22 protein-coding genes are annotated in these 25,230 nt (G+C 65.5%); 10 read left to right on the top strand and 12 right to left on the bottom strand.

Translation table 11 applies throughout. From position 1 onward, the window contains the following. Positions 1 to 4 precede the first annotated feature (4 nt). The gene (gene rnhA / locus BMZ02_RS17920; protein ID WP_091646358.1) at positions 5 to 448 is read right to left on the bottom strand and encodes a ribonuclease HI; all 444 of its coding nucleotides are present in this window, start codon (positions 446 to 448) and stop codon (positions 5 to 7) included. Next, positions 405 to 1,199 carry a methyltransferase domain-containing protein gene (locus BMZ02_RS17915; protein ID WP_171909987.1) on the bottom strand — a complete coding sequence of 265 codons (795 nt, stop codon included), beginning with the start codon at positions 1,197 to 1,199 and terminating at the stop codon, positions 405 to 407. The genes rnhA and BMZ02_RS17915 overlap by 44 nt, the downstream gene beginning before the upstream one ends. Before the next feature lie 139 nt (positions 1,200 to 1,338). Between BMZ02_RS17915 and gloB the strand changes: the two genes are divergently transcribed. Both gloB and BMZ02_RS17905 read left to right on the top strand, forming a co-directional pair. Next, complete coding sequence (gloB, locus tag BMZ02_RS17910; protein WP_091646416.1) at positions 1,339 to 2,106, top strand: hydroxyacylglutathione hydrolase; 768 nt, start codon at positions 1,339 to 1,341, stop codon at positions 2,104 to 2,106. A gap of 131 nt (positions 2,107 to 2,237) precedes the next feature. Continuing rightward, the gene (locus BMZ02_RS17905; protein ID WP_216110936.1) at positions 2,238 to 3,908 is read left to right on the top strand and encodes a lytic transglycosylase; all 1,671 of its coding nucleotides are present in this window, start codon (positions 2,238 to 2,240) and stop codon (positions 3,906 to 3,908) included. 29 nt (positions 3,909 to 3,937) lie between these two features. Here the strand turns inward: BMZ02_RS17905 and minE are convergent, their stop codons facing one another. From minE to htpG, 4 genes are all read right to left on the bottom strand, one after another. Continuing rightward, the gene (gene minE / locus BMZ02_RS17900) at positions 3,938 to 4,198 is read right to left on the bottom strand and encodes a cell division topological specificity factor MinE (RefSeq protein WP_091646353.1); all 261 of its coding nucleotides are present in this window, start codon (positions 4,196 to 4,198) and stop codon (positions 3,938 to 3,940) included. 2 nt (positions 4,199 to 4,200) lie between these two features. Next, positions 4,201 to 5,010: a septum site-determining protein MinD gene (gene minD / locus BMZ02_RS17895; protein ID WP_091646351.1), complete on the bottom strand. Its 810-nt coding sequence runs from the start codon at positions 5,008 to 5,010 to the stop codon at positions 4,201 to 4,203. A gap of 55 nt (positions 5,011 to 5,065) precedes the next feature. Beyond that, positions 5,066 to 5,803 (bottom strand): septum site-determining protein MinC, encoded by a 738-nt coding sequence (gene minC, locus BMZ02_RS17890; protein WP_091646349.1) that lies wholly within the window; start codon positions 5,801 to 5,803, stop codon positions 5,066 to 5,068. 107 nt (positions 5,804 to 5,910) lie between these two features. Further along, on the bottom strand, positions 5,911 to 7,800 hold the full coding sequence (htpG, locus tag BMZ02_RS17885; RefSeq protein ID WP_091646347.1) for a molecular chaperone HtpG: 1,890 nt from the start codon (positions 7,798 to 7,800) through the stop codon (positions 5,911 to 5,913). A 204-nt stretch (positions 7,801 to 8,004) separates the two neighbouring features. Between htpG and BMZ02_RS17880 the strand changes: the two genes are divergently transcribed. Further along, complete coding sequence (locus BMZ02_RS17880) at positions 8,005 to 8,460, top strand: hypothetical protein (protein WP_091646346.1); 456 nt, start codon at positions 8,005 to 8,007, stop codon at positions 8,458 to 8,460. Here BMZ02_RS17880 and ilvB read toward each other — a convergent pair. From ilvB to msrB, 5 genes are all read right to left on the bottom strand, one after another. After that, a complete protein-coding gene (gene ilvB / locus BMZ02_RS17875) occupies positions 8,457 to 10,313 on the bottom strand; it encodes a biosynthetic-type acetolactate synthase large subunit (protein ID WP_216110934.1) in 1,857 nt (618 codons plus the stop codon). The two genes, BMZ02_RS17880 and ilvB, sit on opposite strands and share 4 nt — an antisense overlap. 234 nt (positions 10,314 to 10,547) lie before the next feature. Beyond that, on the bottom strand, positions 10,548 to 11,567 hold the full coding sequence (locus tag BMZ02_RS17870; RefSeq protein ID WP_091646344.1) for a hypothetical protein: 1,020 nt from the start codon (positions 11,565 to 11,567) through the stop codon (positions 10,548 to 10,550). Positions 11,568 to 11,671: 104 nt separating this feature from the next. Further along, positions 11,672 to 13,840 (bottom strand): hypothetical protein, encoded by a 2,169-nt coding sequence (locus tag BMZ02_RS17865; protein WP_091646342.1) that lies wholly within the window; start codon positions 13,838 to 13,840, stop codon positions 11,672 to 11,674. Continuing rightward, a complete protein-coding gene (locus BMZ02_RS19070) occupies positions 13,837 to 13,986 on the bottom strand; it encodes a hypothetical protein (RefSeq protein ID WP_171909985.1) in 150 nt (49 codons plus the stop codon). Before BMZ02_RS19070 ends, BMZ02_RS17865 begins: the two co-directional genes overlap by 4 nt. A 201-nt stretch (positions 13,987 to 14,187) precedes the next feature. Further along, on the bottom strand, positions 14,188 to 14,595 hold the full coding sequence (gene msrB, locus BMZ02_RS17860) for a peptide-methionine (R)-S-oxide reductase MsrB (protein WP_091646340.1): 408 nt from the start codon (positions 14,593 to 14,595) through the stop codon (positions 14,188 to 14,190). A 115-nt stretch (positions 14,596 to 14,710) separates the two neighbouring features. On the opposite strand from msrB, the gene BMZ02_RS17855 reads away from it, so the two are divergent. The 3 genes from BMZ02_RS17855 to BMZ02_RS17845 all read left to right on the top strand — a co-directional run bounded on the left by BMZ02_RS17855 (position 14,711) and on the right by BMZ02_RS17845 (position 19,117). Continuing rightward, complete coding sequence (locus BMZ02_RS17855; protein WP_139209263.1) at positions 14,711 to 16,369, top strand: FimL-related protein; 1,659 nt, start codon at positions 14,711 to 14,713, stop codon at positions 16,367 to 16,369. 172 nt (positions 16,370 to 16,541) lie between these two features. Continuing rightward, positions 16,542 to 17,789: a phosphoserine phosphatase SerB gene (gene serB / locus BMZ02_RS17850; protein ID WP_091646336.1), complete on the top strand. Its 1,248-nt coding sequence runs from the start codon at positions 16,542 to 16,544 to the stop codon at positions 17,787 to 17,789. Positions 17,790 to 17,947: 158 nt separating this feature from the next. After that, entirely contained in the window at positions 17,948 to 19,117 is a 1,170-nt protein-coding gene (locus BMZ02_RS17845) for an iron-containing alcohol dehydrogenase (RefSeq protein ID WP_091646334.1), read from the top strand. Between the two features lie 11 nt (positions 19,118 to 19,128). Here the strand turns inward: BMZ02_RS17845 and BMZ02_RS17840 are convergent, their stop codons facing one another. Continuing rightward, entirely contained in the window at positions 19,129 to 20,013 is an 885-nt protein-coding gene (locus BMZ02_RS17840; RefSeq protein WP_091646333.1) for an AraC family transcriptional regulator, read from the bottom strand. Positions 20,014 to 20,186: 173 nt separating this feature from the next. On the opposite strand from BMZ02_RS17840, the gene BMZ02_RS17835 reads away from it, so the two are divergent. From BMZ02_RS17835 to BMZ02_RS17820, 4 genes are all read left to right on the top strand, one after another. Further along, positions 20,187 to 21,713, top strand: coding sequence for a CoA-acylating methylmalonate-semialdehyde dehydrogenase (locus tag BMZ02_RS17835; RefSeq protein WP_281244357.1), 1,527 nt, complete (start codon positions 20,187 to 20,189; stop codon positions 21,711 to 21,713). Positions 21,714 to 21,965: 252 nt separating this feature from the next. Further along, complete coding sequence (gene dctP, locus BMZ02_RS17830) at positions 21,966 to 23,246, top strand: TRAP transporter substrate-binding protein DctP (protein WP_171909984.1); 1,281 nt, start codon at positions 21,966 to 21,968, stop codon at positions 23,244 to 23,246. An 86-nt stretch (positions 23,247 to 23,332) separates the two neighbouring features. Further along, entirely contained in the window at positions 23,333 to 23,860 is a 528-nt protein-coding gene (locus tag BMZ02_RS17825; RefSeq protein ID WP_091646330.1) for a TRAP transporter small permease subunit, read from the top strand. After that, positions 23,860 to 25,188, top strand: coding sequence for a TRAP transporter large permease (locus BMZ02_RS17820; RefSeq protein ID WP_091646328.1), 1,329 nt, complete (start codon positions 23,860 to 23,862; stop codon positions 25,186 to 25,188). The genes BMZ02_RS17825 and BMZ02_RS17820 overlap by 1 nt, the downstream gene beginning before the upstream one ends. Positions 25,189 to 25,230: the final 42 nt, after the last annotated feature.

Raw genomic sequence — 25,230 nt, 5'->3', positions numbered from 1 at the left:
GGTGTCAGCTCTTCGCCAGCATGTCGTCCAGCCCCTTGTTGGCGAGCTGGTCTGCGATCTCGTTCTCGGTGTGGCCGCTGTGTCCGCGCACCCAGGCCCACTCCACGGTGTGACGCTGCGTCTCGGCATCCAGGGCCTGCCACAGGTCGGCGTTTTTCACCGGCTTGCGGTCGGCCGTCTTCCAGCCCCGCTTCTTCCAGTTGGGCAGCCACTGGGTGATGCCATTGCGCACATACTGGGAATCGGTGGTGATGACCACGTGGCAGGGGCGTTTCAGGGCCTTCAGCGCGTTGATGGCGGCCATGAGCTCCATGCGGTTGTTGGTGGTCTCCGGCTCGCCGCCGCACAGTTTCTTTTCGCTGCCATTCCAGCGCATCAACGCGCCCCAGCCCCCCGGGCCGGGATTACCGCGACACGCGCCGTCGCTGTAGATTTCGACTTTTTTCATCAACTCTGATCACTTTTGCCTGAACGTGGCCCCGGCGCGCCTGGGCTGCCGCGGGCGAGCCCATCACCGGAGCGGATTGACGACGCACGGCCGCCCCCATGTTGACGGGCCGGGCGACACGCTTGCGACTGAGCTCGGCGTGCACGCCGCCGAAGATGGGCCAGAATCGCCGCCCGAGCCGCTCCAGACGCTGCAGACGCCGCTGAATGCCGACGCACTGCAGCGGCGGCCGGAAGAACAGCCGCTCGTGCTGCCGGTGCTCCAGCCCCAGCACGCGACACCAGTCCCGCAGCCGCTTGCCGGTATAATAGTGGCCGCACCAGGGCGGCTGCCCGCCTCGCAGAGGACCGGCGACCCGGCCGAGCCCCCAGAGACTGAGCGGATTGAACGCCAGGATCAACACGTGCCCCTCCGGCGACAGGATCCGCTCCACTTCACGCAACAGCCGATGGGGGTCGTGCTCGAACTCGAGCTGGTGCACCACCACCACGGTATCGACGCTGCCGGTGCGAAACGGCAGGTCGTCATGCCAGGCGACCACCCCCGGCCGCACGAGGTCGTCGTGATCCACCACCCACTGGCGCACGGCGTTGGCCACCGGCAGCGGTTCACCGTCGCCCATGGCGCCCACCTGCACCAGGAACCCGGGGCAGCAGCCGTTCAGCAGCCGGCCGGCCGCCTCGCGCTCCGCGTCTGCCACCAGCTTCCCCAGTGGCGACTGATACCAGGCCTGCAGCGTCTCGCCGTTCATCGTGATGCCCTGTGGGTGTGCCGGATCTGGCAACACCATGCGATCCATGCTTGATTCTATCAGGATGCCGCTTCACGGTGACGAACCTGACACGGTTTTCCCTGTTGAACCAGACAACTGAGTGGTTAGCATGATGCCCATGATCTCGGTAGACCCCATTCCCGCGCTGAGCGACAACTACATCTGGCTGATCACCGCCGACAACGGTCACTGCGCCGTGGTGGACCCGGGCGAGGCCGCGCCGGTCCTTGCCGCCATCAGCGAGCGCGGCCTCACGCTGGACGCGATCCTCATCACGCACCACCATCCGGATCACCAGGGCGGCGTGGACGCGATCCTCCAGACTGCCCGGGTGCCCGTCTACGGGCCGGCCAGTGAAACCATCCCGCACTGCACCCACGCGCTGCGCGAGGGTGACGCGGTCACGCTGGACAACCTCGGCCTGGAGCTGTCCGTGCTGGAGACACCGGGCCACACCGCGGGACACATCAGTTACCACGGCGACGGACTGCTGTTTGCCGGCGACACGCTGTTTGCCGGTGGCTGCGGGCGTCTGTTCGAAGGCACCCCGGAGCAGATGCTCAAGTCCCTGATGAAGCTCGGCTCGCTGCCGCCGGAGACCGCCGTGTACGCAGGCCACGAGTACACGGAAGCCAATCTGCGCTTCGCGCAACAGGTGGAGCCGGACAACCCGGCCGTGACCGAGCGCCTGGAAGCGGTGAAGGCCCTGCGCGCCAGGGGTGAGTACACGCTGCCGACCACCATCGAGGAAGAGCTGCGGTCGAATCCGTTCATGCGTTCAGGCGTCCAAGACGTGAAACAGAGCGCAGAACAGCGGGCGGGCAAGCCGTTAACCTCGCCAGCAGAGGTATTCGCGACAGTCCGCGCCTGGAAAGACGCAAGCTGAGCGTGGCGGCATGCGACCCGGCCGGTGGCACACCGGCCGGCGCGGCTCCCGGACTGATCGCAGAAGGGGGGCGCAGGCGGTTCCTGCCTGCATTTTCGATTTTAGAACACGAACAATCGGGAGATGGACGGGTGATCTCCATCAGAACACCATTGCTGGTCGTGACGAGCCTGGCCCTGTCGGCCTGTGCACACATGTCATCGTCCGAGCAGGAGAAACAGGATCAGTCGGACGATCGCGCCTATCTCAGCGCACTGACAGTGCCCGCCGGTCAGCCACTACCGCAGACCATGTGGCAGCCCGGTGAGGTGCTTTCGCCGGAGTTCGTCTTTGCGGAGAAACCGGCAGTCACCGAGCTGGCGGAGTCCGGGACGATCTACCCCGACGACCTCTGGGCGCGGATGCGCGAGGGCTACGCCATCGACTCCGACATGGACAACCCGCGGGTCGTGGCCAAGATCGACCGCTTCAGCCGCAACGAGACCTACATCGACCGCGTGATCGAGCGCGCCGAGCCCTACCTCCACTACATCGTCAGCGCCATCGAGGAGCGGGACCTGCCCGCCGAGCTGGCCCTGCTGCCGGTGGTGGAAAGCGCCTACCAGCCGTTTGCCTACTCCCACGGGCGTGCGGCCGGCATCTGGCAGTTCATCCCGGGCACGGCACAGCATTTCGGCCTGCGGCGCTCCTGGTGGTATGACGGGCGTCGCGACGTGATCGCCTCCACAGAGGCCGCGCTGGACTACCTGGAGCGCCTGGGCGACATGTTCGACGGCGACTGGGAGCTGGCACTGGCTGCCTACAACGCCGGTGAGGGCCGCGTCCGCGCCGCCGTCCGCCAGGCCCGGGCCAACGGCCAGTCCACCGACTACTGGGATCTCGCCCTGCCCCAGGAGACGCGCAACTACGTGCCGCGGCTGCTGGCGATCAGCGCACTGATCAAGGACCCCAACGCCTACGACCTGGAACTCGCCAGCATCCCTGACGAGCCTTACCTGGACATCGTGGAGCTGGATGGCCAGATCGACCTCGCGCTGGTGGCCGACCTGGCGGACATGACCGTCGAGGACGTCTACCGGTTGAACCCCGGGTTCGACCGCTGGGCCACCGATCCGGACGGCCCGCACCGGCTTGCCGTGCCGGTGAACAAGGCCGAGCCGCTGGAAGCCAAGCTGGCCGACCTCGCCCCGGAAGAGCGCATGCGCTGGCACCGGCACGAGATCCAGTCCGGCGAGAGCCTGGAGGCCATCGCCCGGCGCTACGACACCACGGTGAGCGTCATCCAGGAGGCGAACAACCTGAACGGACACGTGATCCGGGCCGGGCGCCACCTGATGATTCCCACCGCCAGCGCCAGCGCCGACGAGTACTCCCACAGCGCCGCCAACCGCCTGGCACGGCATCAGAACCGCAACCGCCAGGGCGAGCGTGTGACACACACGGTGCGCTCCGGCGACACGTTCTGGGACATCTCGCGCAAGTACGGCGTGCAGGTCGACAAGGTGGCCAGCTGGAACAGCATGGCCCCGGGCGACCCGCTGCACCCGGGACAGGAACTGGTGCTCTGGGTAAACGACGCCAGCAACGTGCGGCAAGCCGGTGGCCCGCCGTCCAACGAACCGGTCATGCGCTCGCTGACCTACCGCGTACGCAGTGGCGACAGCCTTTACACCATTGCACGGGAGTTCAGCGTGTCGGTGCAGGACCTGCGCCGCTGGAACAACCTGGAAGCAGGCACGTACCTGCAGCCCGGCGACCGCCTGTCACTACAGGTGGACGTGCGCAACCAGGACAGCATCTGACCGCGGGCTGGCAGCTCCTCAGGGGGCTGTCAGCGCCCGTCGTCTTCCGGCAGCGTGATGTTCAGCTCCAGAATTTCGCAGTCACCTTCCCGATCCACCTGCATGTGCACGGCGTCCTGGTCCACGGCGACATACTTGCGGATCACCTCCAGCAGTTCGTCCTGGAGGGCCGGCAGGTAGTCGGGGCCGCCGCGCTGGGCGCGTTCCCGCGCGACCAGAATCTGCAGCCGCTCTTTGGCAACGCTGGCACTTTTCTTCCGCTGCGAACGGAAGTATCCCAACAGATTCATGATCAGCTCCCGAACAGTCGCCCGAAGAAGCCCTTTTTGGGCATGTCGACGAAGCGCAGTGGCCGCTCCTGACCGAGGAAGCGGTCGACGGCGTCGGCATAGGCCTGTCCCGCGTCGGAGTCATCCTCGAGGATCACGGGCACGCCGGCGTTGGAGGCGTTGAGCACCGCCTGGGACTCCGGGATCACGCCGAGCAGATCGATGGAGAGGATCTCGCCCACATCTTCCAGGCTCAGCATCTCCCCCTTGCTGACACGATCCGGCGCGTAGCGGCTGAGCAGCAGGTGCTCGCGCACCGGATCCTTGCCCTGCTCCGCGCGGCGGGTCTTGCTGGCAAGAATGCCCAGCACCCGGTCCGAGTCCCGCACCGACGAAACCTCCGGGTTGGTCACCACGATGGCGTCGTCGGCGAAATACATGGCCATCAGCGCGCCCCGCTCGATACCGGCGGGCGAGTCGCAGACCACGTAGTCGAAATCGTTGCTGAGTTCATCCAGTACCCGCTCGACACCCTCCTGGGTGAGCGCATCCTTGTCCCGGGTCTGCGACGCGGCCAGCACGTAGAGCCCCTCCACGCGCTTGTCCCGGATCAGGGCCTGGTTGAGGTTGGCGTCACCGTTGATCACGTTGACGAAGTCATACACCACGCGGCGCTCGCAACCCATGATCAGATCCAGGTTGCGCAGCCCCACGTCGAAATCCACCACTGCCGTGCGGTGCCCGGCACGTGCCAGCCCCGTCGCCAGCGCGGCGCTGGTCGTTGTCTTGCCGACGCCCCCCTTCCCGGAGGTCACCACGACGATCTTTGCCACTCTTCACCTCCTCGACTGCGTCGTCCGGCGCACGACACGCCGGTTACGGGCCGCGCTAGCGGCCGCCATTGACTCCGGGCAGCGGCCGGATGCGCAGCTCTTCACCGTCGCGCAGCACCTGCACCGCCTGCCCCAGATACGCCTTGTCGAACTGCTCATTGACCAGGTACGTCCCGGCCACGGTTACCAGTTCGGCGTTGAATCCCATGCAGAAAATCCGGGCCCCGGTATCGCCGCGCACGCCGGCCAGCGCACGCCCGTAGAGCCCGCCATAGATGTGGATGTTGCCGTCCGCCAGGACTTCTGCGCCCGGGCTGACGGACGACAGTATGATGAGATCCCCCCCGCGTGCATAGACCTGCTGCCCCGAGCGCACCTGCTGGAGCACCGTGGTGCTGGGAGAGGTCTCCGGCTCGGGGGTGGCGGCGGGCTCCGGCTCGGCACGACGCGCCGCGGGTGCCTCGCTGCCGCCGGTGAAGACACCGATCCCGGCCTGCTCGGCAGCCGACCGCCAGCGGTCGTCGCCACCACGGATGCCCACGGGCAGGAACTCCCGGGCACGCAGCAGCCCGACAAAACCGGGCAGATCAAGATGGAGATCGGTATCCGCCACCGCCTCCACATCGAGGATCAGTGGCAGCTGCCGGAAGAAATCCGGCGCCTGCTGCATGCGCTGTTCGAGTTCCCGCCCGAGATGTTTGACGTCCGGCGTCAGCAGCCGCAGGACGGTCAGGGTCATCATGCGCCCTTTGAGTTCCAGGGCCTGTACGGTGGTTTCGGTCTGTTCCGTCATCCGGGCTCGCTTTGATCACGCCGACAATACACAGCCCCCTCAACGCTGGAGGGGGCTGCGCGGGCCTTTTATAGCGTGCTGCAGGCGCAGCATCAAGCGTCGCTGAATCACGACTCGGCGAGCAGCCGGTTCATCCGCCGTACGAAGGCAGCCGGGTCGTCGAGCTGTCCGCCTTCAGTGAGCATAGCCTGATCGAACAGGACGTGCGCCCATTCATCGAATGTCCCGTCGTCACTCACCCCCTGCAGCCGCTGGATCAGCGCATGCTCGGGGTTGATCTCCATCACCGGCTTGCCGGCGGGCACGGTATGCCCGGCAGCCTTGAGCATGCGCTGCATGCTGACGGCGAACTCATGCTCTTCCACCACCAGACAGCTGGGGGAATCGGTCAGGCGGTGACTGACCCGGACGTTCTTCACCCGGTCGCCAAGCACACCCTCGAGACGCTCCACCAGGGGCTTGTACTCGGTTTCGGTCTTCTCGCGCTCTTCCTTGTCCTCGGCGTCGTCCAGATCACCCAGATCCAGGTCGCCCTTGGCCACGTGCACGAGCTGCTTGCCGTTGTACTCACCCAGGTGGGTAACGCACCACTCGTCCACCGGGTCGCCCAGCAGCAGCACCTCGATGCCCTTCTTGCGGAAGATCTCCAGATGCGGGCTGTTCTTCGCCGCGCTGAAGCTGTCGGCGGTGACGTAGTAGATGGACGTCTGGTTCTCCTTCATCCGCGCGATGTAGTCGTCCAGGGAGACGTTTTCCGTCTCGCTGTCGGTGTGCGTGGAGGAGAAGCGCAGCAGCTTGGCGATACGCTCGCGGTTGCCGAAGTCTTCCGCCGGCCCTTCCTTGAGCACGCGGCCGAAGGTGCTCCAGAAGGACGCGTAATTCTCCGGTTCTTTCTCGGCCATGGACTCCAGCCGGTCCAGCACCCGCTTCACCGAGGCGGACTTGATCTTCTCGATCTGCCGGTTGTGCTGCAACAGCTCCCGGGAGACGTTCAGCGGCAGGTCGTCGGAGTCGATGATGCCGCGCACGAACCGCAGGTAGCGCGGCATCAGGTGCTCGGCATCATCCATGATGAACACCCGGCGCACGTACAGGTGGACGCCGTTGGGCTGCTCGCGGTTGAACAGGTCGAACGGTGCGCGCTTCGGAATGAACAGCAGCGACACATAACTGAGGTTGCCCTCGACCTTGTTGTGCATCCAGGTGAGCGGGCCCTCGAAGTCGTGGGCCACCTGCTTGTAGAACGCCTCGTACTCGTCATCGCTGATTTCGGTCTTGGAGCGCATCCACAGGGCGGAGGCCTTGTTCACGGTCTCGTCGCCCGGTGCCTCGTCCTCCTCGCCGGTGGCCTCCTTCGGCATGACGATGGGCAGCGAGATGTGATCGGAATAGGTGCGGATCACCTGGCGCAGGCGGTAGCCGTCCAGGAACTCGTCCATGTCATCGCGCAGGTGCAGAATCACCTGGGTCCCGCGCCGCGGCAACTCGACGGTCTCCAGGGTGTAGGCACCCTCGCCGTCCGACTCCCAGCGCACACCCTCGCTGGCCGGCACACCGGCGCGGCGGGAGAGCACTTCCACCCGCTGGGCGACGATGAACGACGAATAGAAGCCGACACCGAACTGGCCGATCAGCTTGGCATCCTTCGCCTGGTCGCCGGTGAGCTGGTTGATGAAATGCTGGGTCCCGGAGCGGGCAATGGTGCCGAGGTTCTCGATCACGTCATCGCGGTTCATGCCGATGCCGTTGTCCGAGATGGTGACCGTGCGGGCCTCCTTGTCGTACTCCACCCGGATGCCGAGTTCGCCGTCGCCTTCGTACAGGGATTCGTCCTTGAGGGCGTCGAAGCGAAGGCGGTCGCAGGCATCCGAGGCGTTGGAGATCAGCTCCCGCAGGAAAATCTCGCGACTGCTGTAGAGGGAATGCACCATCAGGTGCAGCAGTTGCCGAACCTCCGTCTGGAACTCAAGCGTTTCCTTCTGCGCAGCAACACTCATGGTTTTACGGCTCCCGAATCATGATGGTTCCGGCCGCGGCGACAGCCCGCAGCCGCGCTCGTTGTCTGTGAACACCCCTGAATTGGGAATTCCGGCACGGGAATTCAACCCACCACGGTCAATCTGCGATAGGCTGACTACTTGTTCAGGAACGCCCGGACATCGCAACGAGAGTGCCGGAGCAATAGGCCGAGAGGAGCGACCATGCTGACAGCCTCCACCTGGTGGATTCTGCTGATCGTCCAGCTGATCATTTTTCTTGTGGCCGGCATCGCCGCGCTCACGTGGGTGCTCTGGCGCCGCAGCGGGACGCCGCCGGTGGAGGTCGCGCCGCCCGGCCCGTCGGAACGTGCCGACGAGGCGATTCGCCGCTTCTTCGAAAACGAGCTGACCCGCACTCGGGCCCAACTGGAAGAGAATGACCGGGGCCTGCCGGAGCACGTGCTGCAACTACGGGTGAACTACCTGCAGGCCGAGCTGGAGGGGCTGGATCACGAAGGGCAGCCGGACCGGTTCTGGTCACACATCTGCGACCGTATCGATCACTGGATCGCGCGGCAGCAGGAGCGCACCGACGCGGAGCGGGACTCCGGCGCGGACGCCGCCAGGGGCGCCCGCGGGAGTGAAGACATCATCGCCGATGACGAATACGTGCGCTAGAAGAGCTCCGGCGACGTCTCCGGATCGATGGGCTCGCGCTCCGGACCGCTCAGCTCCCGGCTGGCGATCCACTCGCCGGTGACCATCTGGCTGTAGCCCATGCCGGGGCCGACCATCGGGTAGACGCTGGCGTTGTTGTCGATCATCACTTCCAGGAAGGCCGGGCCGTCATACTCGACGAACGCCTTCAGCGCCTCTTCCAGGTCGCCCTTGTTCATGACCCGGCGGGCAAACTCGTAGCCGTCCGACTCGGCGGCCTTGATGAAGTCCTTGCGATGCAGGGTCTTGTCGCTGCCGGAGAAGTTCTCGTTGAAGTACAGCCGCTGCCACTGCCGCACCATGCCGTCGCCGAGGTTGTTCAGCAGCAGCACCTTCACGGGCAGATCGTAGTTGGTGACGGTCTCCATCTCGCCGAGGTTCATGCGGATGCTGCCATCACCGTCGATATCCACCACGATCTTGTCCGGGCAGGCAAACTGGGCGCCGATGGCGGCCGGCAGACCATAACCCATGGTGCCCATGCTGCCGGAGGTGAGCCACAGCCGGGGCTCCCGGAAATCGCAGTACTGGGCCGCCCACATCTGGTGCTGCCCGACCCCGGTGGCGATGATGGCGTTGCCGCCGGTGGCCTTGTTGAGCAGCTCCACCACGTAGTGCGGCTGGATGAGATCGCTGTCGCGATCGTAGTTCATGGGGTGGTTGCGCTTGAGCTTCTGCACATGCTTGAACCACGGCCCGAAGTCCCGCTCGAAGCCGGACTCGCGACCATGGGTCAGAAGCTGCTTGAGGCTGCGGCCGGCCTCGCCCACGTGAGCCCAGTCCACCACTTTCACCTTGCCGATCTCGGCGGCATCGATGTCGATGTGGGCGATGTGCTCGGCCATGGGCGCGAACTCGTCCACCTTGCCGGCCACCCGGTCGTCGAAACGGGCGCCCACGGCGATGAGGAAATCGCAGTCTTCCACGGCGTAGTTGGCGTAGGCCGTGCCGTGCATGCCGAGCATGTGCAGGGAGAGATCGTCGGTGGTATCCATGGCGCCCAGGCCCATGAGCGTGGTCACCACCGGAATGTTGAACGTGCGCGCGAACTCGCGCAGCTCTTCCGCGGCATTGCCGTTGATCACGCCGCCGCCCACGTACAGCAGCGGCCGGCTGGATTTCTCCAGCATGTCGAAGAACTGGCGGCACTTGCGCTCGGAGAGCTTGGCGGAACGCAGGGAGTCCATGCGCTGGCGGTAACCGCGCATCTCCAGCAGGCCGGAGCCCACGTACTCGCCGACCCAGTTCTGCATATTCTTGGGCACATCCACCACCACCGGGCCGGGCCGGCCGGAACGGGCGATCTCGAAGGCGGTGCGGATGGTCGCTTCCAGCTCTTCCGGGCGCGTCACCAGGAACACGTGCTTGGCGCAGTTGCCCATGATGTTGACGATGGGCGCCTCCTGGAAGGCGTCCGTGCCCATGGCGCCGGTGGGCACCTGGCCGGTGATGCACACCACCGGGGTGGAGTCGGCCATGCAGTCGCGGATGGGCGTGACGGTGTTGGTGGCGCCCGGGCCGGAGGTGACCAGGAAACAGCCCACCTTGCCGCTGGCGCGGGCATAGCCCGCGGCCATGAATCCGGCGCCCTGCTCGTTGGCGGGCACGACCAGTTTCATGGGGTCGTCGGACGCGTCGCGACGGTGGTTCTCGTTGTAGCGAAAGACCGCATCGTAGGTGGGCAGAATGGCGCCACCGCTGTAGCCGAAGATCGTGTCCACACCCTCGTCGGCAAGGACCTGTACGATCATTTCGGCCCCGCTCATGGTGGTTCCGGCCAGGGGGTGATGCTTGCCTTTCTGTCTACTCATCATGGCTCTATATTCCGTCGCGACGTGCTCGGCACCAGAAATGATCGGGAACCGTTCACTATATAGCCAGCGCGGTTAACTGGCAAAGCCCCCGGCCTCTTCTTGTTATCCCACAGTCGCGATGGTGGACCTGAAGGTCCACCCTACGGCCACCCCGGTTGCCACAGTGTTGCGGGCGGCTCGGGCGTAGGGTGGATCTTCAGATCCACCATCCATGAACACCGCTAATGCCACCAGCTACGCCGACTTGGCCGTGCGCCAATCCCCCTCGCCAACACCCGACGGGCGCCAGCCCGACGCCAGGGCCTGCTCCCGGGTGCGGCCCCACGGGTAGGCGCGTGCCGCCTTGCGGGCGCGCTCGTGCAGGGCGCTTGCGTGGGAGCGCTCCATGTCCAGCCAGTAGCGCTGCGGGCGCCCCGACTTGCGGTCGTACTCTGCCGTTACCGGGTCCAGGTGGCGCGTGCCGTCGAACTCCGGGATGTCCGGCAGCGGGCGGCTCACGTCCATGAATTGCTGCATCGCCTCCCAGATCACCTGCGTCTCCCACAGATCCACCTGCGCGCCCGGATAACCCACGCTGTAGCCCGTGCCACGGTGAATGAGTCCCAGCCGATGACGGATGGTGCCCACAGCCGTGGAGACCGGTGAGGCGAATGCCTCGAACTCGGCGAACGGCAGCTCCACTCGCCCCACCTTGCGCCCCGCCCACAGACTCACCATGCCGGTGTCACGGTAGAAGCGGGTGTCGCGCTTGAGGGTGAACCAGCCGCTGCGGACGAGGAGGCGGCAGAGGAGCCAGAGGATGAAAGAAGGCAGAAAGAAGTAGGTAAATTGCGCACTAATCCTTTCACGCGCGAATTCAGAAAGCCCATCAGTAATGAGAAATAACATAACAACCGCTAGTGAAACGACTGCGATAAATCCCGCGAAAGCACCAAACTGAGCAATTAGAACCAGCGGATCCGCTCGCGAGGCCCACATGCGACAACGGTGGGGCTCGCGCTCCGCCAGATCTTTCTCCAACTGCCCTCCAGACCCCTCCCGCAGCCGGTCCAGTTCGAAGACGTTGGTGGCGGCCGCCATGGGCTCCCAGCACTGTGGCCCCAGCAACGGCAGCCGCACACCCAGCGCCTTGCGACCGAAGTACCCCATGGACTCCAGATCCTGCCCCGGTGGCAGGTCGTCCGGGCGGCTGCCGGCGAATGCCGTGTCGGCGTAGGTCGTCATCCGGGCCTCGGGGGTGCCGTCCGTGGTCATTGGTTGTGGTGCTCCGTTTTTGTGTTGTTTGGTGGACCTGAAGGTCCACCCTACGACTCTTACGGCGGCCGGTATGGCCCGTGGGCGAAGATCGGGGGTTGGGGCTAGAGCCCTTGGTTGATCTGGTGCTGCGTCTTGCGGATCGTCAGCGCGTCGGCATAGGCCCAATCCTCGGTCTCACCGTCGGGATCGATCGTGGTGCCGCTCGCCTGCGTGCCTGCGTAGTTCGGGTTGAACGGAAGGCTGCCGTCGTCTTCACGACGTAACCGCGCTCGCGCCCGCAGGATGCAATGGCGTCCACCGTCCCGCGTTACACGCCAGCCATTGGGATCCGGTAGCCGGAACCACCATGCCTGGCAGAGTGGGCCGGGCCCATCAAGCAATTCGCCGGTGGCGACGACCTCCAAGGGCTGTTGCCCACCTCCAGCCTCCGAGGTGGCGTAGAGTTCGACACTGTCGGTGGCCCGAGTCGCCGCAGGCGCCCGCACTTCCACGCGCACACGCGGCGGACTGAAGCGTTCATCTTCCTTGATCGTGACCTGTGGTGCGAACAGCAACGACTCCAGGGCCAGTCGTATCTGCCGTGGTTCAAGACCGGCATATTCCTCGGTGAAGCGCCGCTCGTGATCGGCACTGAAGGGCCCGTAATAGGCCCAGCGTTCCAGCGGCCCCCGAGTCAGGTGCCTGGCAATGGCACCAGCGATGATGCTGGTGGCGAGAAACGCCCAGCCCCATGGACCAAGCCCGAGTATCACCGTCGCTCCGGCCTGCCGCGCTCCGGAAACCAGGGTACTGACAGCCAACCCCGTCATGGCCGCGGCCTCGACGCCATGCGCGGCCGCAACGGCGGTGTCACCGCGGTTCAAACGATGCATCATGTCCCACGCAGCAAGGCCAGCACCAATCCCTGCCAGGCCGGCACCAAGGACTGCCATGGATGGAACGGACGTCCGTCCTCGAACGCGCAGCTCGCCGTCGGCCACCCAGTTCGCGACCCGTGGTCCGGTCACGCGTGACAGCCTCGCCGCGGTGCGGTCCGGCCCACTCAAATTCAAGCTGGCCTCTGTGAGCGCATAGGCCAGTCCCGCAGCGCTATGGATAATCTCTGCGTCCTTGCGAAAGACACGCTCTGAACCTTCTCTTTGGCGTTGGACAGCCGAAGCAATATTCACCACCTCAAACACCGCGATAATCGGTGGCAGCCCCGCCTGCGCGGCGCGCACGGCTCGGGATGAGGTAAGAGACGGCTCTGCATCCGGCTGGTTCAGCTCGCGGACGGTCTCGGACACGGCGGGCACCACGACCAGGTCGGCCCGTGTGCGGTAGAGGCCATCCGCACCCTCGGCGCTGAACAGGGCCCGCCAGTCTGAATCGGTGGCGGCGGCAACGGAGGTCGTGGCAGGAGCGAGACCCTGAAGACCGGAGCTGGCAATGGGGTTGTTGGTGCTCCCGTCCAGTATAACGACCGTGTCGGCGCCGGGGTTGCGCACAGCGTCGCGGGCGGCCTGCCGGCGGGCGCCGCGCTGCATGCGGTGAAGACGTTCCACCTGGGAGCCGATAACCGTGTAGCCCTCGGGGATCACGTCACCTTCACGCACCAGATGGGCGCCCTCGAGCTCGGGGAACTGTCCGGCCTTACCGATACGCGTGAACAGCTCAACGGATACGTTCTGCTGCTGATCGAGCGCGGCCTGCCACTGCCGCTGGACGACATACATGAAGTCCATGACCACTTCCCGACCAAGCCAGGCCACATCACGGCCCACGGAACCGAACACGCCGCCAGACCCGGCGCCGTTCAGCATCAGGGCGAACGCACCCGGCCGGAAGCCGGTCGCCCCGGTGATTTCGTTCAGGTCATCGGTTGCGGGGGGTGTGTCGTCATCGACCGAGACCTGATCCTCGCCTGGGAACAGCATCGGGTACAGCGGGTGCTCCGGATCGGTCAGGCGCGCCTGCCAGGCTGCCAGTTGATCGTCTTCCGGGTCGTCGGGATCGGCATCGTAGCCGCTATCAATCTGCGCTGGATCCGGTCCGGCGCCTGCGATCAGCCCGTTGACCGTGGCCCAGAGCCGCCAGTATTCCTGCGGCGGAAGCGCCGCGTAGTCCTTGATGGCCTGGGGGTAGTCACCGGCGCTGTCGCGCAGGTTCAGCGCCATGCGGCGGGTGCCTGCCTCGTGCGAGCGGAAGCTCAGCCTGCTCCGGGGCACTGCGCCCGGGATATCCAAAAGCTGCGCGGCGTTCAGTGGTTGCTGGGAGAACGGGGCGCTCATTCCGCGTCCTCCTCGACGGTTGCGACCTCGCGGGCGCTCCAGTGAAAGGCGCTGTTCGTATCGTCTACAGCGTGGACACGGGCAATGAACGCGATGTCAGCATGATCAGCGGTCTGGCGGGCACGTACGTGCGCAAAAGCGGGCATGGCAACCCCTCCCTGGTCGCGAACCGGACAAGTCCCTGTCGGTTGATCCAAATTGGTGTGTCATCGATACGACGGTCGATACGGGCCGTAAGCATGCCGCGCCAGGAGCGCAAGGGCAAGACCGAGCCTCTTTCCCGCAGCCGAAGAGGTCATGTGCTCATGGTGGACGTTCAGGTCCACCATGGCTGCCAATCCAGCCTGTCACCCCCCGGCCTCGTTCTCCGGCTCGAAATCCAGCGCCACCGAGTTGATGCAGTACCGCAACCCGGTGGGCTCCGGCCCGTCCGGGAACACATGCCCCATGTGCGCGCCGCACCGGCTGCACAGCACCTCGTCGCGCCGCATGCCCAGGCTGTGGTCCGCCTCGATCTCGAGGTTGTCGCCGTCCACCGGCGCCCAGAAACTGGGCCAGCCGGAGCCGGAATCGTACTTGGTGCGGCTGTCGAACAGCGGCTGCCCGCAGCACACGCACTTGAACACCCCGGTACCGCTGACCTTGTTATAGGCACCCGAGAACGGCGGCTCGGTCCCCTTCTCCCGGGTCACCCGGTACTGCTCCGCCGTCAGCTGCGCGCGCCACTCGGAATCCGGCTTGTTGACCTTGTCCATACATTCCTCCTTTCCCGATGCTCGCGGCGAAATGCCAGGCCCGGTTATACTGCCACTGCGCGGGCAGTGGCGCCATGTGGCGACAGCCCAGAAAATCAAGAACCGGACGATCATTATGGCAGCAGCATCCTTCGCCAGACCCATGCATTCCGCCCTGGATGCCACCCTGGAGACAATCGACTCGGTTATCACGCTGGTCGACGCCTATGAGCGGGGCCACGAGCAGACACCGCCCTGGGGGCGCTGCCAGCCGCCGCTGGAGGAAGTGCGCGGGGCGCTCATCATGGTGCAGCTCGATGGCGCCCGCCTGCTGGTGGACGAGTGCATCGCGCTCATGGAGGCGCTGGAGACGGACACCACCATCGCCAGCCAGCACGCCATTGACGCACTGCTGTACGCGCTGCTCCTGCTGCCCCGCCACATCAGCCGCGCACGGACCACCGGGCGCGAGGTACCCGACACCCTGCTGCCCACCATCAACGGGTTGCGCGGGCTGCGGCGCGCGGTGCTGATCCCCGAGTATGACTTCACCGACCTCGGGCGCACGTCGCTGCAACTGGCGCCGCTGGCGGAGTCCCTGGGCGAAGCCGGCACACCGGACCCGGACACCACCCGCCGGCTGCGACACATGCTGCAGGCGGGCCTGCTGGGGCTGTTCCAGTCGCCCGAGGCAAGCGTTCACTACAAGCAGGTGCACCGGGCACTGTCGCGCCTTGCAACGGCCTGCGGCGACACGCCGGCCGGCCGCTGGCTCACGCTGGCCGCCCTGCTGGCCGAGAATGCGGAGCGCAATGGCGTGCGTGCCAACGGCTCCGTGCGGCTGATGATCTCGCGGCTGGATCTCTACATCCGCGAGACACTGCTGGCGACGCCGCCGCAGACCGGCCAGGCGCCGCCGCCCATGGTGCGCCAGGCGCTCCTCTACTACACGGCCCAGAACAGCTTCGACAGCGACCGCTCGAACCACGCCCTGCTGCGCGCCATCGCCGAGGACCTCAACCTGGACAGCGCCATCACGCCGCGCACCGAGATCCAGCGCGAAGGGGATGCCATCGCGGCGCCGGATGTGGATGTCATGCAGGCAGTAACCCGCGCTCTGGGCGAGGAGATGGACCAGATCCAGGCGTTCATCGAGACGCTGAGCCGCCTCAGCAGCGTAACCCACACGGAGCGCGAGGAGCTGGCAGCGCACCTGCACCGGCTCGGTCACACGCTGACCCTGCTGGGCCTCTCCGAAGCGGCAGCGGCAGTCAAGCGCGAGCATACCCGCCTGCAGTCCCTGGGCGACGACGTGGACGCCGGGCGTCTGCGCGATACCCTGAGCCACTGCGCCGAGACCCTGAGCGCCAGCGAGTCCGCCGCGGCACGGCTCGCCACGCCCGGTGAGCCGGTGGACGACGAGCGCAACGACCGCCTGGCAGACGCCAGCCACCAGGCCCTCGCGGAAGCCCTCAACAACCTTGCACGGGTCCGGGCGAGCCTGGAGTTCTTCAACGGTGACGTGGAGGAAGGCGACGAGCTCGCCAGTGCCCGCCAGCCCCTGGACGAGGTGCGCGGCGGCCTGACCATCCTCGGGCTCAGCCGCGCCGCGGCACTGGTCGGGCGGTGCAATACCGCCATCGCTGCCCTGGATGAATCCGACGTGGGCAACAGCGAGCGCCTGAACGCCGTCGCCGACGCCCTGGCCGCCCTGGAGTGGTACCTGGAAACCATGCTGGAGGGGCTCGGCGCCGCCGACGACATGCTGGATATCGCCGACGCCAGCGTGGCCTGACCCGCCGCACCATCCGGGCGCTGATTATTCAACGGCGCCCTTTTCGCCTACAATGCGGTCCATTCCCGAGCTGTCCGGTGTGCCGCGCTGGGCCATTCCCATGCCCGGGTCGCGCCGCCGTGCGCGGCCATCACGACACTCGAGCTACCTGCATGAACCACAGGGGACGCGAATGAGTGAAATCATGCTGATCAACGTCTCGGGCCAGGACAAGCCCGGGCTCACCCACTCGCTGATGGAGATCCTGGCCGAGTACAACGTCGGCATTCTCGACATCGGCCAGGCCATGATCCACGACACGCTGTCGCTGGGGATCCTGGTGGAGGTGCCGGATCAGGACGCCCTGTCGCCGGTGCTCAAGGACGTGCTGTTCCATATCCATCGCCAGAGCATGCATGTGCGCTTCACGCCCATCACCCGGGAGGCCTACGAGGAGTGGGTCCAGGGCGAGAACGAGCCGCGTTATGTCTTCACCCTGCTCGGGCGCCGCATCACCGCCGGGCAGATCGCGCAGGTGAGCAAGGTCATCAGTGACAACGGGCTCAACATCGAGGACATCGTCCGCCTGTCCCGCCGGGAACCGCTGTACAAGGCCGACGGGCTCGGCCGCGCCTGCATCGAGCTGACCGTGCGCGGCAAGCCGCTGAACCTGGACATCATGAAGCAGCATTTTCTCTCCATCTCCCAGGACATGGACGTGGACATCAGCTTCCAGGCCGACACGGTCTACCGCCGCAACCGCCGCCTGGTGGTGTTCGACATGGACTCCACCCTGATCCAGCAGGAGGTCATCGACGAGCTGGCGAAGAAGGCCGGCGTGGGTGACGAGGTCAGCAAGGTGACCGAAGCGGCCATGCAGGGGGAGATCGACTTCCGCGAGAGCCTGCGCCAGCGGGTCGCTCTGCTCGAGGGGCTGGACGAATCGGTGCTTGAGGAGGTCGCGCGGGAGCTCACCCTGACCGAAGGCGCCGAGCGGCTGATCCGCACGCTGAAGGCGTTCGGCTACACCACCGCCATCGTCTCCGGCGGGTTCAGCTACTTCGGCCGCCACCTGCAGGAGAGGCTGGGCGTGGACTACGTCTACGCCAACGAGCTGGGCATCCGCAACGGCAAGGCCACGGGTGAAGTGGAAGGGCCGATCGTCGATGGCGAACGCAAGGCCGAGCTGCTGCAGGACATCGCCGACCGCGAGGGGCTCACGCTGGATCAGGTCATCGCCGTGGGTGATGGCGCCAACGACCTGCCCATGCTGCGCCTTGCCGGCCTCGGTGTCGCCTTCCGCGCCAAGCCGCTGGTCAAGCGCAGCGCCCGGCAGTCGCTCTCGACCCTCGGGCTGGACGGTATCCTCTACCTGATCGGCATCAAGGACACCGACACGGAGCAGAGCGAGGCCGTGCTGGAGCACGCCGGCAACGCCTGACCCCGCCCCGTGGCCGCCCCGCGCGGGCGGCCACGTTGCCCGTCCCGCAACAAACCTGCCAACTTTGTCTAGCCGACAGGCAATTTCCTGACTGTTCGGGGCGCTGACTGCGTGCTAAACCTTCCCGGTACAACATACGAATACGGGAGGAGAACCCCATGGCCGCAAACATCGTCCTGCCGCGCCACATGCGCGTGGGTGCCGGAGCCAGCCAGGAGCTGGCGGCGGTGCTGCAGCAGCTCGGCGTCAACCACCCGTTCATCGTAACCGACCAGGACATGGTGAAGTTCGGTTACCTGGAGAAAGTGACCCGGGTGCTGGACGAGGCGGGCATTCCGTACGCCGTGTTCGCCGATACTGTCCCGGACCCGACGGTGGCCTCGGTGGACAAAGGCGTTGAAGCGCTGAAACAGCGGGATCACGACGGCGTGGTGGCCCTGGGCGGCGGCAGCCCCATGGACAGCGCCAAGGCGATCGCTCACCTGGCGTTGCACGGGGGGCGCATGCGCGACTACAAGGCGCCGGTGATGAGCGACACCCAGGGGCTGCCGCTGGTGGCCATCCCCACCACCGCCGGCACCGGCTCCGAGGCGACGCGGTTCACCGTGATCACCGACGAGGAGACCGACGAGAAGATGCTCTGCCCCGGGGCGTCGTTCTGCCCCATCGCCGCGCTGGTGGACTACGAGCTCACGCTCACCATGCCGCGGCGGCTGACCGCCGACACCGGCGTGGATACGCTGACCCACGCCCTGGAAGCCTACGTCAGCGCCAAGCGCAATCCGTTCGCTGACGGCATGGCGCAGATGACCATGACGGCGGTGGCGAAGCACCTGCGCACGGCCTGCAACGAGCCGGACAACCGCGAGGCGCGGGAAGCCATGATGCTGGCCGCACTGCACGGCGGCATGGCCTTCTCCAACGCCTCCGTGTGCATGGTGCACGGCATGAGCCGACCCATCGGCGCGTTCTTCCACGTCCCCCACGGGCTCTCCAACGCCATGCTGCTGCCCGCGGTCACGGCATTCTCCATCGAAGCCGCACCGGATCGCTATGCCGACGCAGCCCGGTTCATGGGTGTCGCCACGGCGGATGACAGTAACGAGGCCGCCTGCCAGAAACTGCTGCAGGAGCTGCGCCAGCTCAATACCGATCTGGATGTGCCCTCGCCCAGGGACTACGGCATCGACGAGGCGCGCTACTTCGAGGTGCTGCCCACCATGGCGGAACAGGCGCTGGCATCGGGCTCGCCGGGCAACAACCCCCGGGTGCCCACGGCAGACGAGATCGTTGAGGTCTATAAACAGGCGTGGGACGGGCGCGGGTGAGGCACCGCGCCCTACCCGTGTCGGGACTCACGGTAGCGGGACGGCGACAGCCCCATGACTTTGCGGAACAACCGCGAGAAGTAGTAGGCGTCGTCGTACCCGAGACTTTCGGCGATGTCACCGACGGTCTGGTCGGTGATGTCGAGCAGGTAGCAGGCCCGCTCCATCTTGAGGTGGAGAAAATGCTGGTACGGAGAATTCCCCGTCTGCGCCTTGTAGCGCCGGCAGAACCCGTGGCGGGACATGCCCGCCACCTCGGCGAGTGTCGCCAGATCAAGGTGACCATGGAGCTTCTCGTGCATGACGGCATGGATACTCTCCAGGTCGAAACCGTCACCCGAACTGCGCCGCAGGTGGGTGGAGATCATCAGGCCGAACATGCCGAGCATCTGCCGCAGGTGATTGGACGCATGGATGAAAAAGCCCTCCCGGAAGCCGGTGTTACGCACTTCCAGCAGGGTCTCGAAATCCTCGATCACCTTGGGCGCCGCGCCGACATGACGCACGGGCCGGTCCGGGAGAAAGTTCATGTGCTCCCAGAACCCGTCCACGTCGGCACCATCGAAATGCACCCAGTACAACGTCCACGGTTCGCGGCTCGACGAGGCGTAGGCGTGCAGCAGATTTCGGGGCAACATCATCAGATCGCCCCGCGCCACGGCGTACTGCCGCCGGTTGACTCGCAGCATGCCGCGGCCTCCGGCGCAATAGAGCAGCAGGTGATCCGCGTGGCTCTGCCGCTCCACACGGTGCCCGAGCGCGTCCGGGTAGTACCCCATGGCACGGGGAAACAGCCCCTGCGTCAACGCATGCTGCTGCAGCCGCTGCAGCAGGAACCGGGGCACAAGAAAACGCACGCCTTGCGGCGGCAGCGGCCAGTCAGACGGACCGGTCATTCGGTGTTCACCTCGTCACTCATTAGCCAAGATCGTCCAGCACGGCGTCGATTTAGTCAATCCTATTCGCAGCAGCAACGTGTTATTCATAAACACGTTCCATAGACCGAACACGGCCTGGAGCAAAACGCAGTATCACGTTAACAAGCTCCATCGCCCCAGGAGGAGAGACCATGTCCCAGGTAAGAAGCACTTCCGAATCCATGCAGCAGATCGGGCATTACATCGACGGCAAGCCCGTCGACAAGCCGTCCGATCGCTCCCTTGATGTCACCAACCCGGCGACCGGCGAACTCACCGCCCAGGTCGCCCTGGCCGACGCGGCCACCACCCGCGAGGCCATTCAGTCCGCCAAGGCCGCGCTGCCGAAATGGTCGGCGGTCACACCACTCAACCGCGCCCGGGTCATGTTCCGCTTCAAGGCGCTGGTGGAAGAGCACTTCGAGACCATCGCGCAGATGATTACCGCCGAACACGGCAAGGTGATCGAGGACGCCCGCGGCGAGCTGACCCGCGGTCTGGAGATCGTGGAGTTCGCCTGTGGCGCCCCGCACCTGCTCAAGGGCGAGCACTCACTGAACGTGGGCGGCAGCGTCGACAGCTACAGCATGATGCAGCCGGTGGGCGTGTGCGCCGGCATCACGCCGTTCAACTTCCCGGCCATGGTGCCCATGTGGATGTTCCCGGTGGCACTGGTGTGCGGCAACACCTTCGTGCTCAAGCCCTCGGAGAAGGATCCGTCGGTGCCCATGTACCTGGCGCAGCTACTCAAGGAGGCCGGGCTGCCCGACGGTGCACTGAACGTGGTCAACGGCGACAAGGAGTCGGTGGATACGCTGCTCACCGACCCGGACGTGTCCGCGGTGAGCTTCGTGGGCTCCACGCCCATCGCCGAGTACATCTACTCCACCGGCTGTGCCCACGGCAAGCGCGTGCAGGCGCTGGGTGGCGCCAAGAACCACATGGCCATCATGCCCGATGCCGACATGGATCAGGCCGTGGAAGCCCTGCTGGGCGCGGCCTACGGCTCCGCCGGAGAGCGGTGCATGGCCATCTCCGTGGCCGTGGCGGTGGGCGACGAAGTGGCCGACACGCTGGTGGAGCGCCTGAAGCCGCGCGTGGAGAACCTGCGCGTGGGCAACGGCCTCGAGGAGACCGGCCTGGAGATGGGCCCGCTGGTCACCAGGGAGCACCTGGAGAAGGTCAGCGGCTACGTCGACCTGGGTGAAAAGGAAGGCGCGACGGTGGTCGTCGACGGCCGCAAGCGCGAGTTCCCGGGCAACAACGGCTACTTCACGGGCGGCACGCTGTTCGACCACGTGAAGCCGGACATGCGCATCTACAAGGAGGAGATCTTCGGCCCGGTGCTGTGCGTGGTGCGCGTGCCGGACTACGACACCGCCGTGGACCTGATCAACAAGCACGAGTTCGGCAACGGCACGGCCATCTTCACCCGTGACGGCGATGCGGCGCGGCAGTTCAGCACCGACATCCAGGTGGGCATGGTCGGCGTCAACGTGCCGATCCCGGTGCCCATGGCCTTCCACAGCTTCGGCGGCTGGAAGCGCTCCCTGTTCGGCCCGCTGCACATGCACGGCCCGGACGGCGTGCGCTTCTACACCAAGATGAAGACGATCACCCAGCGCTGGCCCAAGGGCGTGCGTGCGGACTCGGCCTTCGTCATGCCCACCATGGAATGAACCGTGTACCGGCGGGCGTCACCGACGCCCGCCGATCCGTCCGGGTGCCGTTCCCGGGTTAAAATAGTCCATGCGGAACCGACATAGTGAATCCCAATCGTTGGTCCCGGGTGGTAACTCTGTTACTACATAGAGAGTCCAAGGGAGGAAATAACGCGATAACCTGCAGTTTCTGAGGCAATACCAATTCGTACCAATTAAATGCATGCACTGACATGCGGCCTCGACCTAAAAGAAATCGGAGGAGACATCATGATGACTCGTCATCTCTCGTCGAAGCACGGGGCAACCGCTCTGTCCGTTGCGGCGGCCGGCACGCTTGCCGCGGCCACCTATTTCGGTTCCTCGACCATCAACACCGCCCAGGCGGATCTGGAGCGCCCGGACTCCCCCACGGAACTGATCTTCGAGACGGCCTGGCCCAGTGCCATCACGCTCTGGCGCCCGGACAGGTACTACGTCAACCTGGTCAACACCCTCGCCTACGATCACGTGGACATCTCCTACTACGACGGCGGCACGTTCTCCTCGTCCACGGACATGTTCGACGACGTCCAGGCGGGCTCCATCGACATGGGCTCTGACTGGCCGAGTTACTGGGAAGGCCGCAACACGGCGTTCTCACTGGTCACCTCGGTGCCCATGATCTTCACGCCGAACGACTACATGACCTGGTTCTGGCAGCACGGCGGCTACGAGCTCTCCAACGAAATCTACGGCCAGTACGGCATCAAGTGGTTCCCGCACAACGTGGCCACGCCGGAAGCCGGGCAGCGGACCAACGTGCCCATCGAGAGCCCGGAGGATTACGAGGGCCTGAGGCTGCGCCAGTGCGGCCGCAACCAGTCCCGCATCCTCGAGGACATGGGCGCTTCCGCGGTGTTCACGCCGGGTGGCGAGGTGTACGCGGCCCTGGACCGCGGCGTGCTTGATGGCGCCGAGTTCTCGGTCCCCGAGGTGGACTGGAACATGGGCCTGCAGGAAGTCACCGACTACGTGGTCGGACCGGGCTGGCACCAGCCGGGCCCCGTCTCCGGCGTCATGGTGAACGAACAGGCCTACGAGCAGCTGGACGACTACACCAAGTTCGTCATGAAGCAGGCGGCCAAGGCGACCATGATGTGGTCGTACACCTACTTCGAGGAGACGGCCGGTGAGTACACCGAGAGGTTCGTCGAGACCGGCATGGAGATCACGCGCCTGGAGGACGAGGTGCTGGACCGGGTTCTGGAGCTCACCGAGGAGCGCCTGATCGAGGATGCCGAGGACAACCCGGACCACGCCAAACTGGCGGTCTCCATGTACAACTACCTGGTGACCATGGCGGACTGGCGCGAGTACCAGCAGCCGTTCATGCACGGGTTCTCCTGGGACTCCATGGAAGAGACCCATGATCGCCTGGTCGAGATTGCCCAGGATCACGGGGTCTACGAGGAGACCATGGACGTCATCAACGATGCCAAGGAACGCAACAAGGACCAGGGGTTCTGGCAGCCGGGCGACACCTACGAGAACCACCCGGTGCGTGACTGACCGGGCCGCGCTGCAATTCCTAGCGTAACTGTCCGTGCGCCGGCCGCGAGGCCGGCGCACGGACGCTGCTTTAGCCGGAGGCAACAGTGAACGCCCTGATCGCCTTTCTGAGGTTCATTGACCGGATCAACTACTACCTGGGGAAATACCTGGTCAGCTGGATTCTGTTCCTGCTGATGGGGATCGCCCTGTTCGAGGTGGTCACGCGACGGATCATCGGGACACCCCACGCGTGGACCCAGGAGATTCTGGTCTACCTGTTCTGCGCCCACTTCATTCTCGCCCTCGGCTACACCCTCTACTACCGCGAACATGTGGTGGTGGACGCGTTCACCGCGTTTCTTCCGGAACGTGTCCAGGTGGCGCTGGAGACGATCATCTACATCGTGTTCATCGGTGCGTTCGTCTACGTGATGATCCCCACGGCCTACGATTTCGCGGCGCGCTCATGGGCGTCGGGGGAACGCGCGCCCACGTCATTCAACTCACCCGTCTACCCGGCGAAGACCGTCATTCCCATCGGCATCATTCTGCTGGGCATACAGCTGCTCGGGCTGGTCAGCAAGAACGTGCTGTTCCTGACCCGCGGCGAGACGCTTGAGGACAAGAACTAATGGAAGCGGAAATCGTCGTCCTGTTGATGTTCCTCGGGGTGCTGATCGGCATCCTGCTCGGGGGACCCATCGCCTTCGTCCTGGCCGGCCTGGCGATCATCTTCGGCTACTGGGAACTGGGCGAGCGCGTCTTTCCCATGTTCGCCAACCGCATGTGGAGCACCGCCACCAACTCGCTGTTGATGGCGATACCCATGTTCATATTCATGGCGTCGATACTGGAGCGCTCGGGAATCGCCGACAAGCTGTTCCAGTCGCTGCTCTACGCCTTCGGCCGCCTGAACGGCGCCATCGCGCTGACCGTGGTGCTACTGTCCACGGTGTTTGCCGCGGTGACCGGCGTCATGGGCGCCACCGTGGTGAGCATGTCACTGATGGCCATCCCGGCCATGCTCAAGTACGGCTACGACAAGCGGCTCGCAACCGGGACGGTGGCCGCCGGCGGGACCATCGGCATCATCATACCGCCGAGCATCATGCTGGTGATCATGGCCGACCAGTCCGGGGAGTCCGTGGGCCGGTTGTTCGCCGCCGGGCTGCTGCCGGGCCTGCTGCTCGCCAGCCTGTACTTCCTCTACATCCTGATCCGTTGCTGGTTCCAGCCCGCCATGGGGCCGGCGCTGCCCAGGGAGGAGCTGGACCGCTACTCGGGGCTGCAGATCACCGGCATGATCCTGCTGAACATGGTGCCGCCGATCCTGCTGATCTTCGGCGTGCTGGGCTCCATCTGGTTCGGCTTTGCCACCCCCACCGAGGCCTCGGCCATCGGCGCCTTCCTGTCGCTGGTGCTGATGACCCTCTACGGGCGCTTCAACTGGGCGGCGATCCGCGAGGCGACCTGGTCCACCACGCGCACCAGCTGCATGGTGCTGGCCGTGATCGTGGGTGCCACGCTGTTCACCCAGGTATTCTTCGCCGTGGGTGGCAACGACGTGGTCACCGACCTGGTGCTGGTGCTCGACGATCAGTTCGGCCGTTGGGGCACGTTCGCCATGATGATGCTGGTGGTGTTCTTCCTCGGCTTCCTGATCGACTGGATCGGCATCATTCTGATCACCTTCCCGATCTTCCTGCCCCTGGGCGTGCTGCTCGGGTTCGACGAGCTCTGGCTGGTAATGATGATCGCGGTGAACCTGCAGGCGTCGTTCCTGACGCCGCCGGTGGGCTACGCCCTGTTCTACCTGAAGGGGACGGTGCCCAAAGGTGTCCACATGTTCGACATCTACAAGGGCGTGATCCCGTTCCTGCTGCTGCAGCTGGTGGCTATCGTGATCATGGCGTTCTATCCGGAGATCATCACCTGGCTGCCGCAGTTTGTCGCCCGCTAGCCCATGACGGCTGAACGGGCGGCTGCCATTGACCAGGACCAC

This window comes from Aquisalimonas asiatica, from assembly GCF_900110585.1.
GTDB classification, from domain to species: domain Bacteria; phylum Pseudomonadota; class Gammaproteobacteria; order Nitrococcales; family Aquisalimonadaceae; genus Aquisalimonas; species Aquisalimonas asiatica.
Note: the sequence above shows the minus strand (reverse complement) of the source record. Positions and strands in the feature narration are given on the sequence as shown.

What these genes read in the sequence shown, in the direction of transcription:
- rnhA (WP_091646358.1), bottom strand. Translation starts at nt 448, where the DNA reads ATGAAAAAAGTCGAAATCTACAGCGACGGCGCGTGTCGCGGTAATCCC.
- BMZ02_RS17915 (WP_171909987.1), bottom strand. Translation starts at nt 1,199, where the DNA reads ATGAACGGCGAGACGCTGCAGGCCTGGTATCAGTCGCCACTGGGGAAG.
- gloB (WP_091646416.1), top strand. Translation starts at nt 1,339, where the DNA reads ATGATCTCGGTAGACCCCATTCCCGCGCTGAGCGACAACTACATCTGG.
- minE (WP_091646353.1), bottom strand. Translation starts at nt 4,198, where the DNA reads ATGAATCTGTTGGGATACTTCCGTTCGCAGCGGAAGAAAAGTGCCAGC.
- minC (WP_091646349.1), bottom strand. Translation starts at nt 5,803, where the DNA reads ATGACGGAACAGACCGAAACCACCGTACAGGCCCTGGAACTCAAAGGG.
- htpG (WP_091646347.1), bottom strand. Translation starts at nt 7,800, where the DNA reads ATGAGTGTTGCTGCGCAGAAGGAAACGCTTGAGTTCCAGACGGAGGTT.
- BMZ02_RS17880 (WP_091646346.1), top strand. Translation starts at nt 8,005, where the DNA reads ATGCTGACAGCCTCCACCTGGTGGATTCTGCTGATCGTCCAGCTGATC.
- ilvB (WP_216110934.1), bottom strand. Translation starts at nt 10,313, where the DNA reads ATGATGAGTAGACAGAAAGGCAAGCATCACCCCCTGGCCGGAACCACC.
- BMZ02_RS17870 (WP_091646344.1), bottom strand. Translation starts at nt 11,567, where the DNA reads ATGACCACGGACGGCACCCCCGAGGCCCGGATGACGACCTACGCCGAC.
- BMZ02_RS17865 (WP_091646342.1), bottom strand. Translation starts at nt 13,840, where the DNA reads ATGAGCGCCCCGTTCTCCCAGCAACCACTGAACGCCGCGCAGCTTTTG.
- BMZ02_RS19070 (WP_171909985.1), bottom strand. Translation starts at nt 13,986, where the DNA reads ATGCCCGCTTTTGCGCACGTACGTGCCCGCCAGACCGCTGATCATGCT.
- msrB (WP_091646340.1), bottom strand. Translation starts at nt 14,595, where the DNA reads ATGGACAAGGTCAACAAGCCGGATTCCGAGTGGCGCGCGCAGCTGACG.
- BMZ02_RS17855 (WP_139209263.1), top strand. Translation starts at nt 14,711, where the DNA reads ATGGCAGCAGCATCCTTCGCCAGACCCATGCATTCCGCCCTGGATGCC.
- serB (WP_091646336.1), top strand. Translation starts at nt 16,542, where the DNA reads ATGAGTGAAATCATGCTGATCAACGTCTCGGGCCAGGACAAGCCCGGG.
- BMZ02_RS17845 (WP_091646334.1), top strand. Translation starts at nt 17,948, where the DNA reads ATGGCCGCAAACATCGTCCTGCCGCGCCACATGCGCGTGGGTGCCGGA.
- BMZ02_RS17840 (WP_091646333.1), bottom strand. Translation starts at nt 20,013, where the DNA reads ATGACCGGTCCGTCTGACTGGCCGCTGCCGCCGCAAGGCGTGCGTTTT.
- BMZ02_RS17835 (WP_281244357.1), top strand. Translation starts at nt 20,187, where the DNA reads ATGTCCCAGGTAAGAAGCACTTCCGAATCCATGCAGCAGATCGGGCAT.
- dctP (WP_171909984.1), top strand. Translation starts at nt 21,966, where the DNA reads ATGATGACTCGTCATCTCTCGTCGAAGCACGGGGCAACCGCTCTGTCC.
- BMZ02_RS17820 (WP_091646328.1), top strand. Translation starts at nt 23,860, where the DNA reads ATGGAAGCGGAAATCGTCGTCCTGTTGATGTTCCTCGGGGTGCTGATC.